The sequence below is a fragment of the Microbacterium sp. MYb72 genome, assembly GCF_002979415.1.
GTDB lineage: Bacteria > Actinomycetota > Actinomycetes > Actinomycetales > Microbacteriaceae > Microbacterium > Microbacterium natoriense.
On sequence record NZ_PCOT01000003.1, the window covers coordinates 121,450 to 135,036 of the forward strand.

General features: G+C 69.8%; 14 protein-coding genes. 11 read left to right on the forward strand and 3 right to left on the reverse strand.

What is annotated here, in order from left to right; all coding sequences use genetic code 11:
• Positions 1-25 precede the first annotated feature (25 nt).
• The 9 genes from CQ047_RS02670 to guaA all read left to right on the forward strand — a co-directional run bounded on the left by CQ047_RS02670 (position 26) and on the right by guaA (position 9,518).
• Positions 26-889 (forward strand): ketose-bisphosphate aldolase, encoded by an 864-nt coding sequence (locus CQ047_RS02670; protein ID WP_105672727.1) that lies wholly within the window; start codon positions 26-28, stop codon positions 887-889.
• 37 nt (positions 890-926) lie between these two features.
• The gene (locus CQ047_RS02675; protein ID WP_258132446.1) at positions 927-2,138 is read left to right on the forward strand and encodes an ADP-dependent glucokinase/phosphofructokinase; all 1,212 of its coding nucleotides are present in this window, start codon (positions 927-929) and stop codon (positions 2,136-2,138) included.
• Entirely contained in the window at positions 2,138-3,112 is a 975-nt protein-coding gene (locus CQ047_RS02680; protein WP_105672729.1) for a class I mannose-6-phosphate isomerase, read from the forward strand. The genes CQ047_RS02675 and CQ047_RS02680 overlap by 1 nt, the downstream gene beginning before the upstream one ends.
• A gap of 120 nt (positions 3,113-3,232) precedes the next feature.
• Positions 3,233-4,027 (forward strand): DeoR/GlpR family DNA-binding transcription regulator, encoded by a 795-nt coding sequence (locus CQ047_RS02685; protein WP_105672730.1) that lies wholly within the window; start codon positions 3,233-3,235, stop codon positions 4,025-4,027.
• Positions 4,024-4,965 (forward strand): 1-phosphofructokinase family hexose kinase, encoded by a 942-nt coding sequence (locus CQ047_RS02690; RefSeq protein WP_105672731.1) that lies wholly within the window; start codon positions 4,024-4,026, stop codon positions 4,963-4,965. Before CQ047_RS02685 ends, CQ047_RS02690 begins: the two co-directional genes overlap by 4 nt.
• Before the next feature lie 24 nt (positions 4,966-4,989).
• Positions 4,990-7,008: a fructose-specific PTS transporter subunit EIIC gene (locus CQ047_RS02695; protein WP_105672732.1), complete on the forward strand. Its 2,019-nt coding sequence runs from the start codon at positions 4,990-4,992 to the stop codon at positions 7,006-7,008.
• Between the two features lie 35 nt (positions 7,009-7,043).
• Entirely contained in the window at positions 7,044-7,313 is a 270-nt protein-coding gene (locus CQ047_RS02700; protein ID WP_105672733.1) for an HPr family phosphocarrier protein, read from the forward strand.
• Between the two features lie 115 nt (positions 7,314-7,428).
• Positions 7,429-7,935, forward strand: coding sequence for a DUF3817 domain-containing protein (locus CQ047_RS02705; protein WP_105672734.1), 507 nt, complete (start codon positions 7,429-7,431; stop codon positions 7,933-7,935).
• Positions 7,932-9,518 carry a glutamine-hydrolyzing GMP synthase gene (gene guaA, locus CQ047_RS02710; RefSeq protein WP_105672735.1) on the forward strand — a complete coding sequence of 529 codons (1,587 nt, stop codon included), beginning with the start codon at positions 7,932-7,934 and terminating at the stop codon, positions 9,516-9,518. The genes CQ047_RS02705 and guaA overlap by 4 nt, the downstream gene beginning before the upstream one ends.
• A 91-nt stretch (positions 9,519-9,609) precedes the next feature.
• Here the strand turns inward: guaA and CQ047_RS02715 are convergent, their stop codons facing one another.
• Positions 9,610-10,284, reverse strand: a complete 675-nt coding sequence (locus CQ047_RS02715) for a DNA alkylation repair protein (RefSeq protein WP_105672736.1) — start codon at positions 10,282-10,284, stop codon at positions 9,610-9,612.
• Positions 10,285-10,413: 129 nt separating this feature from the next.
• Here CQ047_RS02715 and CQ047_RS02720 point away from each other — a divergent pair, with 129 nt between their 5' ends.
• Positions 10,414-10,842, forward strand: coding sequence for a YciI family protein (locus tag CQ047_RS02720; protein WP_105672789.1), 429 nt, complete (start codon positions 10,414-10,416; stop codon positions 10,840-10,842).
• A gap of 19 nt (positions 10,843-10,861) precedes the next feature.
• Complete coding sequence (locus CQ047_RS02725; RefSeq protein WP_181155813.1) at positions 10,862-12,145, forward strand: RNA polymerase sigma factor; 1,284 nt, start codon at positions 10,862-10,864, stop codon at positions 12,143-12,145.
• A 62-nt stretch (positions 12,146-12,207) separates the two neighbouring features.
• On the opposite strand, the gene CQ047_RS02730 is transcribed toward CQ047_RS02725, so the two are convergent.
• Both CQ047_RS02730 and CQ047_RS02735 read right to left on the reverse strand, forming a co-directional pair.
• Positions 12,208-12,480 (reverse strand): GlsB/YeaQ/YmgE family stress response membrane protein, encoded by a 273-nt coding sequence (locus tag CQ047_RS02730; RefSeq protein WP_105672738.1) that lies wholly within the window; start codon positions 12,478-12,480, stop codon positions 12,208-12,210.
• Positions 12,481-12,642: 162 nt separating this feature from the next.
• Positions 12,643-13,566 carry a Bax inhibitor-1/YccA family protein gene (locus CQ047_RS02735; protein ID WP_105672739.1) on the reverse strand — a complete coding sequence of 308 codons (924 nt, stop codon included), beginning with the start codon at positions 13,564-13,566 and terminating at the stop codon, positions 12,643-12,645.
• Positions 13,567-13,587: the final 21 nt, after the last annotated feature.

Consider the following 13,587-nt stretch of genomic DNA (forward strand, 5'->3'; position numbering starts at 1 on the left):
CACCACCACGAAACAGGAGAATCAAGTGCTCTACACCGGCAAGTCCATCCTCGACGTCGCGAACGCCAACAACTTCGCCATCCCCGCCTTCAACATCAGCGACTGGGCGATGTTCACCGGCATCATGGACGTCAGCGAGGAGAAGGAGGCCCCCGTCATCATCGCGATCCACCCCGACGAGGTCTCCCACATCACGACCGACCTCATCGCGGCCATGCATGCGCGGGCGCACCGCTCCAGCGTGCCGGTCGCGATCCACTGGGATCACGGCGGCACCTACGAGCAGATCATCACCGCCATCCGCTCCGGCTTCACCTCGGTCATGATCGACGCGTCGCTGCAGCCTTTCGATGAGAACGTGGCACTCACCCGCAAGGTCGTCGAGGCGGCGCACGCCGTCGGCATCCAGGTGGAGGGCGAGCTCGGCACGATCGGAGCCAACGACAGCTACGGCGAGTCGGGTGCCGCGGAGATCATCTACACCAACCCCGCGGATGCCGTGAGGTTCGTGGAGGAGACCGGCGTCGACAGCCTCGCGATCGCGATCGGAACGTCGCACGGTCTCTACCCCGCCGACAAGAACCCGGAGCTGCGTCACGACCTGCTGGAGGAGATCAAGGCCGCCGTCGGCATCCCTCTCGTGCTGCACGGCGGATCCTCGAACCCCGATGCGGAGCTGCGTCGCGCCGTCGAGCTGGGGGTCAACAAGATCAACATCTCCAGCGACATCAAGGTGTCGTACCACAACCGCATGCGCGAGATCCTGGGGACGGACGAGCGCCTTCGGGAGCCGAACGCGATCCAGCCCGAGCCGATCGCGGCGATGAAGGTCACCGCGGCGGAGAAGATCGAGCTGTTCGGGGCCGACGGCAAGGCTCCGCTGTACTGAGCGGCAGGACGGGCGCGACAGGAGGATGATCGGCGACGTGGGCAGGCGAAGACTCGTACTGGGACTCGGCGGGACCGTCGACTACGAGCTGCGGTGGGATTCCGCCGTGCTCGGAAGGCTGGCGCGGGCTCACGGGATCCGCAGGCACGAGGTGACCTCCACCTCGCCGATCGTCGACGAGAGGTCGCTGATCGTGTCGATCCTCGCCTTCGTCGCATCGGGGACCGGTGCGGAGCGGTTCGTGTCCGACTCGGCGGTGATCGAGCGCTTCAGCGCGCACTTCGCGTACGACGTGACCCTCGGCGGCACCGGGGTGCGCGCGGGGCTCGCGCTCGCAGGCCTCGGCATCCCGAGCACTCAGCACCTGGTCAGCATCGACGACACGGTGCGCAGGCTCCTGCCGGACGCGGTCTCGTACGTGTGCTCGGCCGACGCCGACACCCGCGACCCGCACCTCATCGTGCAGTACCCGGCCGGAGCTCAGGTGCAGCTCGTCGATGCCGATATCGTCTCGCCCGCGTCGAACCGTCTCATCTTCGCGAACGATCCTCCCAACCGTGAGATGGCCATCTCCCCGGCGCTCTCCGCGGAGCTGACGGATGCCGGCGGATTCCTGGTCTCGGGGTTCAACACCATGCAGGACCACGCTCTCCTGGAGCGGCGCCTCGGCGAGCTGCAGGCCGCGATGCGGACGCTGCCCGCCGACGCGCTGCTGTACTACGAGGACGCGGGGTTCTACACGCGCGAGTTCTCCGAGACCGTCCGTGCGCGGCTGCTGCCGCGGATCGACGTCTACGGAATGAACGAGGACGAGCTCCAGGAGTACGTCGGCCGCTCCGTGCGGCTGCTCGATGCGGACGAGGTCGCCGATGCGCTGCGCGAGGTGCATGCGCTGATCCCGGTCCCGGCTCTCGTCGTGCACACACGTTACTGGGCCGTCGCCGTGGGCCCGCAGGCCGCGCGCCACAGGAAGGCTCTCGACAGCGCCGTCAGCGTCGCCGCGACCCGCTACCGGCTCGGAGACGGCATCACGGCCGACGACGTGGCTGCGACGACAGGGCTCCCGCGTCATGAGGGCGGCGGCGAGCTGGTCAGGGCGGTCGAGGGCTCTCTGCCCGAGGCGGCGGGCGTCGCGGCGTTCCACCTCGACGTGCTCGCTCCGACCACGGTCGGGCTGGGGGACACGTTCGTCGGCGGCTTCCTGGCTGGCCACGTCGAACCCATGCGGGCGACGGGGCGGCGATCCTGATGCCGATCGCCCTGCCCTCGAACCGCCCTCGTGAACGCTTCTACCGTGGCGGGGTGCGGATCACGCGGTTCCGCGGTGAGGCCCCCGCGGCCGCACGCGAGCCGGAGGACTGGATCGCGTCGACCACCACGATCCGTGGCGAGAGCGACCTCGGCCTGACGGTCCTGCCCGACGGGCGGATGCTGCGGGATGCGATCGCCGCCGACCCCGTCGCCTGGCTCGGTGCGGCGCACGTAGAGAGGTGGGGTGCGGATGCCCGCCTGCTGGTCAAGCTCCTCGACGCCGGTCAGCGCCTGCCCGTGCACGCGCATCCGCACGATGACTTCGCGGCGGCTCATCTCGGCCGGCCTCACGGCAAGGCGGAGGCCTGGTACATCCTCGAGGGCGGCGTCGTCCACGTCGGACTGCGCCAGGAAGCCGGGGCCGCGGTGCTCGCGGATCTCGTGTCCCGGCAGGATCCCGAGGGACTCCTCTCGCTGCTGCACGAGATCGAGGTCGCACCGGGGGACGTGGTCTGGGTGCCGCCGGGGGAGCTGCACGCGATCGGTGCAGGCGTCCTGCTGCTGGAGCTCCAGCAGCCAGAGGATCTCTCGATCCTCCTGGAGTGGCGCGGGTACGAGCTGGACGCGACGGATGTGTGGCATCTCGGCCTCGGCTCCGATCTGGCACTGAGCGCGGTCTCCACCGTCAGACGCTCGGAGCCCGAGATCGCGTCGTTCGTGCATCGGGCCCCGCGCACCGGTTCGGTGTTCCCGGCGGAGGCCGACCGGTACTTCCGGCTCGAGCGGGTCGATGTCGACGGCGTGACCGGTATCGCAGCGGGCTTCTCCGTCGTCGTGGCGACGGATGGGCGGATGGAGGTGGGCGGCGAGACCGTTCACCGGGGGAGCGTTCTGCTCGTCGCCGCCGATGAGGGAGAGGCCGTCGTCGACGGGCGCGGCGAGCTGCTGATCGCCCGACCGCCGGCGCCGTAGGTGTGTGATCCGAGCTGACGGGCGAGCTCGCGAAACACAGGTGATCGCAGATTCATCATTGTGTTTGTGTTGTTATCTGTTGTATCGTGTGGGAATCTTCCCTCAACAACGGAGTCGGCAATGTATGCACTGGAGCGTCAGCAGCTGATCGAGCGCATTCTGCTCGACGAGGGTCGTGTCGCCGTCATCGAGCTCGCGCAGCGCTTCGATGTCACGACCGAGACGATCCGTCGCGATCTGGGAGCACTCGAAGACGCCGGCGCCCTCGTCCGCGTGCACGGGGGAGCCGTCGCACGGGATGCCGACAGCATCGACGAGCCGACGGTGCTCGAGAGGACGCACCGGCATGGAGCGGCCAAGCAGGCCATCGCCGCCCGCGCCCTCTCCGCCCTGGGGAGCGGCTTCCGCGGTTCCGTCTTCATCGACGCCGGCACCACGACCGCGACCGTCGCCGACGCCCTGTCGGCGCGCAGCGCTCTCGCATCAGCCGGAGATGAGCACATCGAGGTGGTGACGCACTCTCTCACGATCGCGCCCGTCCTCGCGGCGGCGGAGGGGATGTCCCTCACCGTCATCGGCGGTCGCATCCGGGGGATCACCGCGGCGGCCGTCGGCGCCGAGACCGTCGGCGCGATCGGCCGTCTCCGCCCTGACGTCGCGTTCGTCGGTGCGAATGGCATCTCCGCGGGATTCGGGCTGAGCACGCCCGACCCTGACGAGGCCTCCGTCAAGGCGGCCATCGTCCGCTCGGCACGGAAGGTCGTCGTCGTCGCGGACTCGAGCAAGCACGACAGGGAGCTGCTCGTCACGTTCGCCGCGCTGAGCGACATCGACATCCTCGTGACGGATGCCGAGCCGTCGCCCGAGCTCGCGGAGGCGCTGGCCGAGGCCGGAGTCGAAGTCTGGGTCGCATGATCGTCACGCTCACCGTCAACCCGGCGCTGGATCGCACCATCACCCTCCGCGACGCACTGCGCCCCGGAGAGGTGCAGACCGCTTCGTCCGCCCGGGAAGACGCCGGCGGCAAGGGGATCAACGTCTCCCGGGTCGTCTCGGCGGCAGGCGTCAGGACGCGCGCGGTGCTTCCGCTGGCTGCCGACGATCCCTTCCGCGCCACGCTCAACGCCGCGGGCCTCGCGGTGCGCCCCGTCCCCGTCGAACGGCTCGCCCGCACGAATCTGGCGATCACCGATCCCGCCGGCGTCACGACGAAGCTGAACCTCCCCGGCGCCCCTCTCACCGTGGCCGACGCCGACGCGATGCTCTCCGCCGTGGTCGAGACCAGCGCCGATGCGGACTGGCTGGTGCTCGCGGGGTCGCTCCCTGACACGCTCGACGACATGTTCTATGCGGACGTCGTCCGTGCGGTGCGGGATCGATGGGGAACGCGCGCTCCGAAGGTCGCCGTCGACGCCTCCGGTCCCGCTCTGCGCAACGTCGTGGAGCATGCCGCCGTCGACCTCATCAAACCCAACGACGAGGAGCTCGCCGATCTCGTCGGGGGGCCGATCGATCAGAACGACCTCGACGCCGCGGTCGCCGCGGTGGCGCGGGGGATCGTCCCCGGTCGCGTCGCGGCGGCGCTCGTCACGCTCGGCGGGGCCGGCGCCGTCCTGGTGACGGCAGACGGCGCCTGGTGCGCCGCGGCTCCGCGCATCCGCGTCGTGAGCACGGTCGGCGCGGGAGACAGCTCCCTCGCCGGCTACCTTCTCGCGGACCTGGCCGGCGAGCAGCCGGCCGATCGCCTGCGTTCCGCGATCCGCTACGGGGCGGCGGCGGCATCCCTTCCAGGCACCCAGGTGCCGTCATCCGCCGATCTCGGCGACGACGACATCATCGTCCGCTCTCTGTAACCCTGACGACCACTGGAGGTCATCATGTCCGACACCATCACCGCCGAGCTGGTCAGCATCGATGCGGCCCTCGGCGCCGACAAGTCCGCCGTCATCCGCGCTCTCGCCGAGCGCGTCGCCGCACAGGGCCGCGCGAACAGCGCGCAGGGGCTCTTCGACGACGCCTGGGCGAGGGAGGAGAAGGACGAGACGGGTCTGCCCGGCGGCATCGCCATCCCGCACGCGAAGAGCGCGTCGGTGACGATCCCGACCCTCGCCTTCGCGCGTCTCGCGCCGGGGGTCGACTTCGGCGCCCCTGACGGGCCGGCCGATCTCGTCTTCCTCATCGCCGCGCCGGACACGGCTGCCGAGGCGCATCTCGCGATGCTGTCGAAGCTCGCGCGGAGCCTCATGCAGGAGGAGTTCACCGGCGCCCTGCGCGCGGCTCGCTCCGCCGACGAGGTCGTGACGATCGTGGCCGCGGCGATCAGCGATGAGCCGCAGCCGGAGGCATCCGCCGCCGTCGCACCGTCCGAATCGGCGACAGCGCCCGCCGCAGACGGTGCACCGCGTCGCGCCCGCATCGTCGCGGTGACGGCGTGCGCGACGGGCATCGCCCACACCTTCATGGCCGCCGACGCCCTCACCGCGGCGGGGCGAGCGGAAGGCGTCGACCTCGTGGTGGAGCCGCAGGGGTCGAGCGGGTACAAGGCCCTGCCGCAGAGCGTGATCGACGATGCGGATGCCGTCATCTTCGCGGTCGACGTCGACGTGCGCGCCCAGGAGCGGTTCGCCGGCAAGCCCGTGGTGCGCTCCGGGGTGAAGAGGGGCATCGAGGAGCCGGCGCGCCTGATCGCCGAGGCGATCGCCGCGTCGAAGGATCCGTCGGCCGCCCGGGTGTCGGGCGCCGCGTCGTCGTCGTCCGCTGCAGCGCCCGCGCAGGCGCAGTCCATGGGGTCGCGGATCAGGCGCATCCTGCTCACCGGCGTCAGCTACATGATCCCGTTCGTCGCCGCAGGCGGACTGCTGATCGCACTGAGCTTCCTGCCCTTCCTCGGCGGGTTCAACGTCAACAAAGATGATCAGGCGTTCGACATCGTGCTCGGCAACGCGCTGTGGGCGCTGCCCGACGGCGGCCTCGGCCAGTACATCGGATCGGTCCTCTTCGTCATCGGCGCCACGTCGATGGGCTTCCTCGTCTCGGCGCTCGCCGGATACATCGCCTTCGCGATCGCCGACCGGCCGGGCATCGCCCCCGGTTTCGTCGCCGGCGCCATCGCGGTGCTCATGAACGCCGGCTTCATCGGCGGCATCGTCGGCGGTCTGCTCGCCGGGTTCATCGCCTGGGCGATCGGACGCATCGACGCGCCGCGATGGCTGCGCGGCCTCATGCCGGTCGTGATCATCCCGCTGCTCGCCTCGATCGTCGCGTCCGGCCTGATGCTGCTGTTCCTCGGCCGACCGATCGCGGGGCTCATGCAGATCCTGAACGAGTGGCTGACGGGGCTCGCCGGCACCTCGGGCATCGTGCTCGTCGGCGTGATCCTCGGCCTCATGATGTGCTTCGACCTCGGCGGACCGGTGAACAAGGTCGCCTACGCGTTCGCGACGGCCGGTCTCGCCTCCGCATCCTCGGACAACCCCGCGCCGTACCTGATCATGGCCGCGGTCATGTGCTCGGGCATGGTCCCGCCGCTGGCGATGGCCCTCGCCTCCACGGTGCTGGCTCGTCGCCGGTTCACGACGGTCGAGCGCGAGAACGGCGTCGCCGCATGGCTGCTGGGCGCCTCCTTCATCAGCGAGGGCGCGATCCCGTTCGCCGCCGCCGATCCGCTGCGTGTGATCCCCGCGTCCATGCTCGGCGGCGCCGTCACCGGCGCGCTCAGCATGGTGTTCAGCGTGCAGTCCCTGGCCCCGCACGGCGGCATCTTCGTGTTCTTCGCGATCAATCCGATCTGGGGCTTCCTCCTCGCTCTCGCCGCGGGCACGATCGTGAGCGCGCTCGCCATCGTCGCCCTGAAGAGGTTCATCGGCGCGGGAGACCCCGTCGCCGTCGCCGCCTGATCACGCACCCGACACCGCATCGAAGGAGAACAGATATGACCGAACGCCAGGCCACCATCGCCAGCAGCTCAGGGCTGCACGCCCGCCCCGCCAAGCTCTTCGTGTCGGCGGTGCAGGAGAAGGGCATCCCGATCACCATCTCCCTCGCGGGCGGGGCCGAGCTCAACGCCGGCAGCATCCTCGCGCTGATGGGACTCGGAGCCTCGAAGGGCGCCGTCGTGACCCTGCGATCCGACGCCGAGGGCGCGGAGCAGGCGCTCGACGAGCTCGTCGCCCTGCTCGAGACGGATCTCGACGCGGAGTGATCATGACGACGGCCGCCGGGAAGCCCCGGCGGCCGTCATCGCGCGTCGCGGTCCGCAGCGCGGAGCGCCCGGGCGCCGGAACGGATGCGATCCCGGCCCGGCTAGACTGGACTCCATGCCAGAACCGAAAGTCGCCAGTTTTCCGGCGATCCGCGGTGCGCTGAAGTTCTATCAGATCGCGTCGATCATCACCGGAGTCATGCTGCTCCTGCTGGTCACGGAGATGGTGCTCAAGTACACGCCGATCCACCTCGAGCTCTTCGCGGGCGGAAGGGGCGGTTTCCTCTGGTTCGCGCCGGTGGTGGAGGGGCCGGACGGCCTCGAGTCGACGGGCGACGGTCTCAACCTCTCCCTCGGCATCCTCGTCGCCCACGGCTGGTTCTACGTCGTCTACCTCTTCGCGTGCTTCCGCATGTGGAGCCTGATGCGCTGGCCGTTCCTGCGCTTCATCACCCTGGCGCTCGGCGGCGTCATCCCGCTGCTGTCGTTCTTCATGGAGGGCATCGTCGCCCGCGAGGTGAAGACGTACCTCTCCACCAGGGAGGCTGCGACCGTGCAGCCGGAGCCCGATGCGCTCCCCGCAGACCCCGATTCCCGCCCCTCCCCGGAAGGTGTCCGTTGACCGAACAATCCGAGACCCAGCAGCGTCCAGCGCTCGTGGTCGACTTCGGCGCGCAGTACGCGCAGCTGATCGCCCGTCGAGTCCGCGAGGCCGGCGTCTACAGCGAGATCGTGCCGCACACGGCCACCGCCGAGGAGATCGCCGCCAAGAACCCGGTCGCGATCATCCTCTCCGGCGGCCCGTCGTCGGTGTACGAGGAGGGCGCCCCGCGCCTCGACCCCGCGGTCTTCGACCTCGGGGTGCCGACCCTCGGCATCTGCTACGGCTTCCAGTACATGGCGCAGACCCTCGGCGGCGAGGTCGCGAACACCGGCCTGCGCGAGTACGGCGCGACGGATGCCGTCATCTCCGGCGACGGCGGCACGCTGCTCGGCGGCCAGCCTGCGGAGCAGAACGTGTGGATGAGCCACGGCGACCAGGTCGCCACGGCCCCCGAGGGCTTCGAGGTCCTCGCCACCACGTCCGCCACCAAGGTCGCGGCCTTCGCGAACGAGGAGCGTCGCTTCTACGGCGTGCAGTGGCACCCCGAGGTCAAGCACTCCGACCACGGTCAGCGCGTGCTGGAGAACTTCCTGCACAAGGGCGCGGGTCTCGCGTCCGACTGGAACAGCGGCAACGTGATCGCCGAGCAGATCGAGCGCATCCGCGAGCAGGTCGGTGACGCCCGCGTCATCTCCGCCCTCTCCGGCGGCGTCGACTCCGCCGTCTCCACGGCCCTCGTGCACAAGGCCATCGGCGATCAGCTCACCGCGGTGTTCGTCGACCACGGCCTCCTCCGCAAGGGCGAGCGCGAGCAGGTCGAGAAGGACTACGTCGAGTCCACCGGCGTCCGTCTCATCACGGTCGACGCGGCCGACACGTTCCTCGGCCACCTCGAGGGTGTGACCGACCCGGAGGAGAAGCGCAAGATCATCGGGCGCGAGTTCATCCGGGCGTTCGAGAAGGTGCAGCTCGACCTCGTCGCCGAGGCCAAGGCCGCGGGCGGCGCTCCGGTCAAGTTCCTCGTGCAGGGCACGCTGTACCCCGACGTCGTCGAGTCCGGCGGCGGCGCGGGCACCGCGAACATCAAGTCGCACCACAACGTGGGCGGGCTCCCCGACGACCTCGACTTCGAGCTGATCGAACCCCTGCGGGCGCTGTTCAAGGACGAGGTCCGCGCCATCGGCCGCGAGCTCGGCATCCCCGAGGCGATCGTCGGCCGCCAGCCGTTCCCCGGACCGGGCCTCGGCATCCGCATCATCGGCGAGGTGACGAAGGACCGCCTGGAGATCCTGCGCGAGGCCGATGCCATCGCGCGCGAGGAGCTCACCAAGGCCGGCCTCGACCAGGAGATCTGGCAGTGCCCTGTGGTGCTGCTCGCCGACGTCCGCTCCGTGGGCGTGCAGGGCGACGGCCGCACCTACGGCCACCCGATCGTGCTGCGTCCCGTGTCGAGCGAAGACGCGATGACCGCCGACTGGACGCGCCTGCCGTACGACGTGCTGGCGAAGATCTCGAACCGCATCACCAACGGGGTGCGCGACGTCAACCGCGTCGTCCTCGACGTGACCTCCAAGCCGCCGGGGACCATCGAGTGGGAGTGACGCCGTCGCTCCCACTCGCCTGACGACGAAAGGGCACGGGCCATCGCGGTCCGTGCCCTTTCGCGTCCCCGGGCGCTGCGGGCGGTGCGGCTCAGCCCAGGTGCTTCATCGCCTCGCGCCGTGAGAGTCCGCTGAGCTCGCCCTCGTGCGCGGCGACGAATGTGCGCACCCACTCCGGGTCGGTCTTCGCGTACTCGCGCAGGGCCCAGCCGATCGCCTTGCGGATGAAGAACTCCGTGTCGGCGATGTTCGGCTGGATCGCGCTCACCAGCAGCGCGAGGTCGGTGTCGCCCCGCCGTCCGAGCTGGGAGATGATGCTGGCACGTCGCACCCAGAAGTCCTCGTCGCGCGCCCAGGCGACGAGCACGGGCGTGAGGTCCTCCGGGTGGGCGTCCAGCGTCTCCGCCAGCCGGTGCGAGACCTCGTCCACGTGGTCCCACCAGGCGCCGGTGCGGATCATCTCCTCGTGCACGTCGAGCATGTCCAGCCGCCCGCGCAGCGGACGCAGCCCCATGATCTCGGTCGCGGCGTAGCGCTCCTCGCGGTGCGTCGCCCCGCGCCACAGCTCCAGCGCGGCGGCACGGAGCTCCGCAGCATCCTTCCGTCCGCGGGCGGCCTGTCGCGCGATCCTTCGCGCCTGCGGCACCTTCACGCCGAGGAACGGCATGGATGACTTCATGTACGCCTGCTGACCGGGCGCGATCGCGGGATCCGCGCTCTCGCGGAGGGCCTGGCGGATGCTGTCGACGAGGTCTGCGGCGGTCACGGAGCGAGTCTAGAGCGGACCTGCGACGGATCTCGGGAACTTTTTCGCGAGGATGTCGATCCGATGCGTTCCCGTTCGACGTCTTCAATGAGAGGGTCGAGAGACGGCCCCACGATCAAGGAGAACATCATGAAGTACATGCTCATCATGCGCGCGACCGACGAGGCACTCGAGGCGTCGAAGGAGATTCCTTTCGAGGAGATGATCGAGTCGATGGGGCGCTACAACGAGTCGCTCATCAAGGCCGGCGTCATGGCGGGCGGCGACGGTCTGACGGACGCCGCTGAGGGCGTCGTCGTCGACTTCTCCAGCGAGCCGCCCCTCGTCACCGACGGCCCCTACGGCGAGACGAAGGAGCTGTTCAACGGCTTCTGGATCCTCGAGGTCTCGTCCAAGGAGGAGGCCGTGGAGTGGGCGAAGCGCTGCCCGCTCGGACCCGGCTCGAAGCTGGAGATCCGTCGCATCCACGGTGTCGAGGACTTCCCCCAGGACAACGAGTGGGTACAGAAGGAGAAGCAGTGGATCGAGGACGCCGCCGCCAAGGCCGCCGAGGCCTGAACCGGGCGGGATGCCGACGATGACCGGTGAGGCGATGGCGCGCTCCGCACCCGACAGGGGAGCGGCGGAGCGCGCCGTCGCGGCCGTGTGGCGCATCGAGTCGGCGAAGATCGTCGCGACGCTGTCGCGTCTGGTCGGAGACTTCGGCCTCGCGGAGGACCTCGCGCAGGAGGCGCTGCTCGACGCACTCGCGCAGTGGCCGGTCGAGGGCGTGCCTCGCAACGGCGCCGCCTGGCTCACCGCGGTCGCCAAGCGCAAGGCGATCGACGGCTGGCGTCGGCGCGAGCGGCTGGACGACCGCATCGCCGTGCTCGCCCACAACCTGGAGCGCGAGCAGGAGGAGGCGGCCGACGCGCTGCCATGGGACCCGGACGCCGTCGATGACGACGTGCTGCGCCTGATCTTCATCTCCTGCCACCCCGTGCTGTCGCGGGAGGCTCAGGTCGCGCTGACGCTGCGGGTGGTGGGCGGCCTGTCGAGCGAGGAGATCGCGCGCGCCTTCCTCGTGCCCACGGCGACCGTGCAGCAGCGGATCGTGCGCGCGAAGAAGACGCTGGCGGCGGCGAACGTCCCTTTCGAGATGCCGTCGCGGGAGGAGCATGCGGCGCGGCTCGGGGGCATCCTGGGCGTGCTGTACCTGATCTTCAACGAGGGGCATGCGGCGTCGAGCGGATCCGACTGGATGCGTCCGGAGCTCAGCGTGGAGGCGATCAGGCTCACCCGCGTGCTCGCCGCTCTCATGCCGCGCGAGCGCGACGTGCACAGTCTGCTGGCGCTCATGGAGCTCACGGCGGCCCGGTTCCCCGCGCGCATCGACGCGAACGGGGATCCCGTGCTGCTGGCCGATCAGGACAGGTCGCGCTGGGATCGCGGACGCATCGCGCGCGGACGCGCCGCTCTCGCCGCCGCTGACGCGCGGGGAGGGGGACGCAGCGCGTACGGGCTGCAGGCGGCGATCGCCGAACGCCATGCGGTCGCGCCCTCCGTCGAGGAGACCGACTGGGAGAGCATCGTCGTGCTCTACGAGGCGCTGGGGCGCCTGGCGCCGTCACCGGTGGTCGAGCTGAATCGTGCCGCCGCGGTCGCGATGGCGACGGGGCCGGCATCCGCTCTCCGGATCATCGACCGGATCGCGGAGTCGGGTGCGCTGCGCGGATACCACCTGCTGCCCGCCACCCGCGGCGAGCTGCTGCTGCGGCTCGGACGTGACGAGGAGGCGAGGAGCGAGTTCGCGACGGCCGCCTCGCTCGCCGGCAACGATCGCGAGCGGGCGCTGCTGCAGGCGAAGGCCGCCGGAGACTGAAAGACCCGCCCCCTTCGACAGCCTCGGCTTTCGAAGGGGACGGGCGCACGTATCAGCGCGGGTCAGTCGCGGACAGCACGTCCACGCCCGGCCACGAGGCCGTAGATCAGCAGCACGACGATCGAGCCTGCGATCGCGAGCAGCCACGTGCCCAGGTCCCAGAACTCGGTGAGCGGACGGTTGAGGATCAGGCTGCCGAGCCATCCGCCGAGCAGCGCTCCCACGACGCCGAGAAGAAGGGTGATGAACCATCCTCCGCCCTGGCGGCCGGGAAGGATCAGCTTCGCGATGGCTCCGGCGATGAGACCGAGAAGAAGAAAGCCGAGAAAGCTCATGGTCAGCTCCTTTGTGTCAGGAGCCCCGGGGTGCCAGGGCTCGTAGACACCACCATCCGCCCATAGGGGCATATCCGACACCCCCTTGCGCAGGACCGCCGGAGTGTGCAAAGAGGCCCGCCCCCAGGGGGACGGGCCTCTTCGGACGAGCGTGTTCTGCGTCTAATTGCTGCGCGCGATCGCGATCATCCGCAGGATCTCGACGTACAGCCAGACGACCGTGACCATGATGCCGAAGGCGCCGAGCCAGCCGTACTTGCGGGGAGCGCCGTTGCGGACGCCCTGCTGGATCTGGTCGAAGTCGAGCACGAGCGAGTACGCCGCCATGAAGACGACCAGTACGCCGATGATCAGACCGAGCGGGATGCCGGCGACCTTCGCGCTGAGGAGTCCGAAGGCCTGGCCCTCGGGGAGCACGTTGGTCCACATCAGGACGACGTTCAGCAGCGAGAAGACGAGGTAGCCGATCATCGCGATCATGACGATCTTCGTCATCTTCGCCGAGGCGCGGATCTTGCCGCTCGCGAAGAGGGCCAGCGTCACCGCGACGACCGAGACGGTCGCGAGCGTGGCCTGCATGACGATGCCGGGCCACAGCACCTCGAAGAAGGCCGAGATGCCGCCGATGAAGAGGCCCTCGAACACCGCGTAGGCGAAGATCAGCGCGGGGCGGACCTTCTTGCGCGAGGTGAACGTGATGACCATGGCGAGCACGAAGCCGCCGAGCGCGCCGATGATCCAGGGGAGCATGTTCGGCGCGAAGCTGTTGTACGGGTCGCGCTCGGGCGCGGCGATGCCGCCGAGCGTGAACACCCAGCCGATCGCGGCGGTGACGAGGAGGATGCCGAAGAGACCGGCGGTCTTCCACACCGTGTCCTCGACCGACATGCGGTCGGTCTCGATCGCGCCGGCCGGGGGAGCGGCGTACATGCCCTCCAGCTGCGCGTTGACCGCGGCGTCGACACCGGCCTGCTGGAACGAGGCGGCCTGAGCACCCTGAGCCGCCTGCGGTGCCCCGGGGTAGGTCGCGACGTTGCGCGGATCCTGCTGCTGGAACGCCGGATTGTTGAATGCGAAATTACTCATGGTGGGCCTCACTCCGAAGTG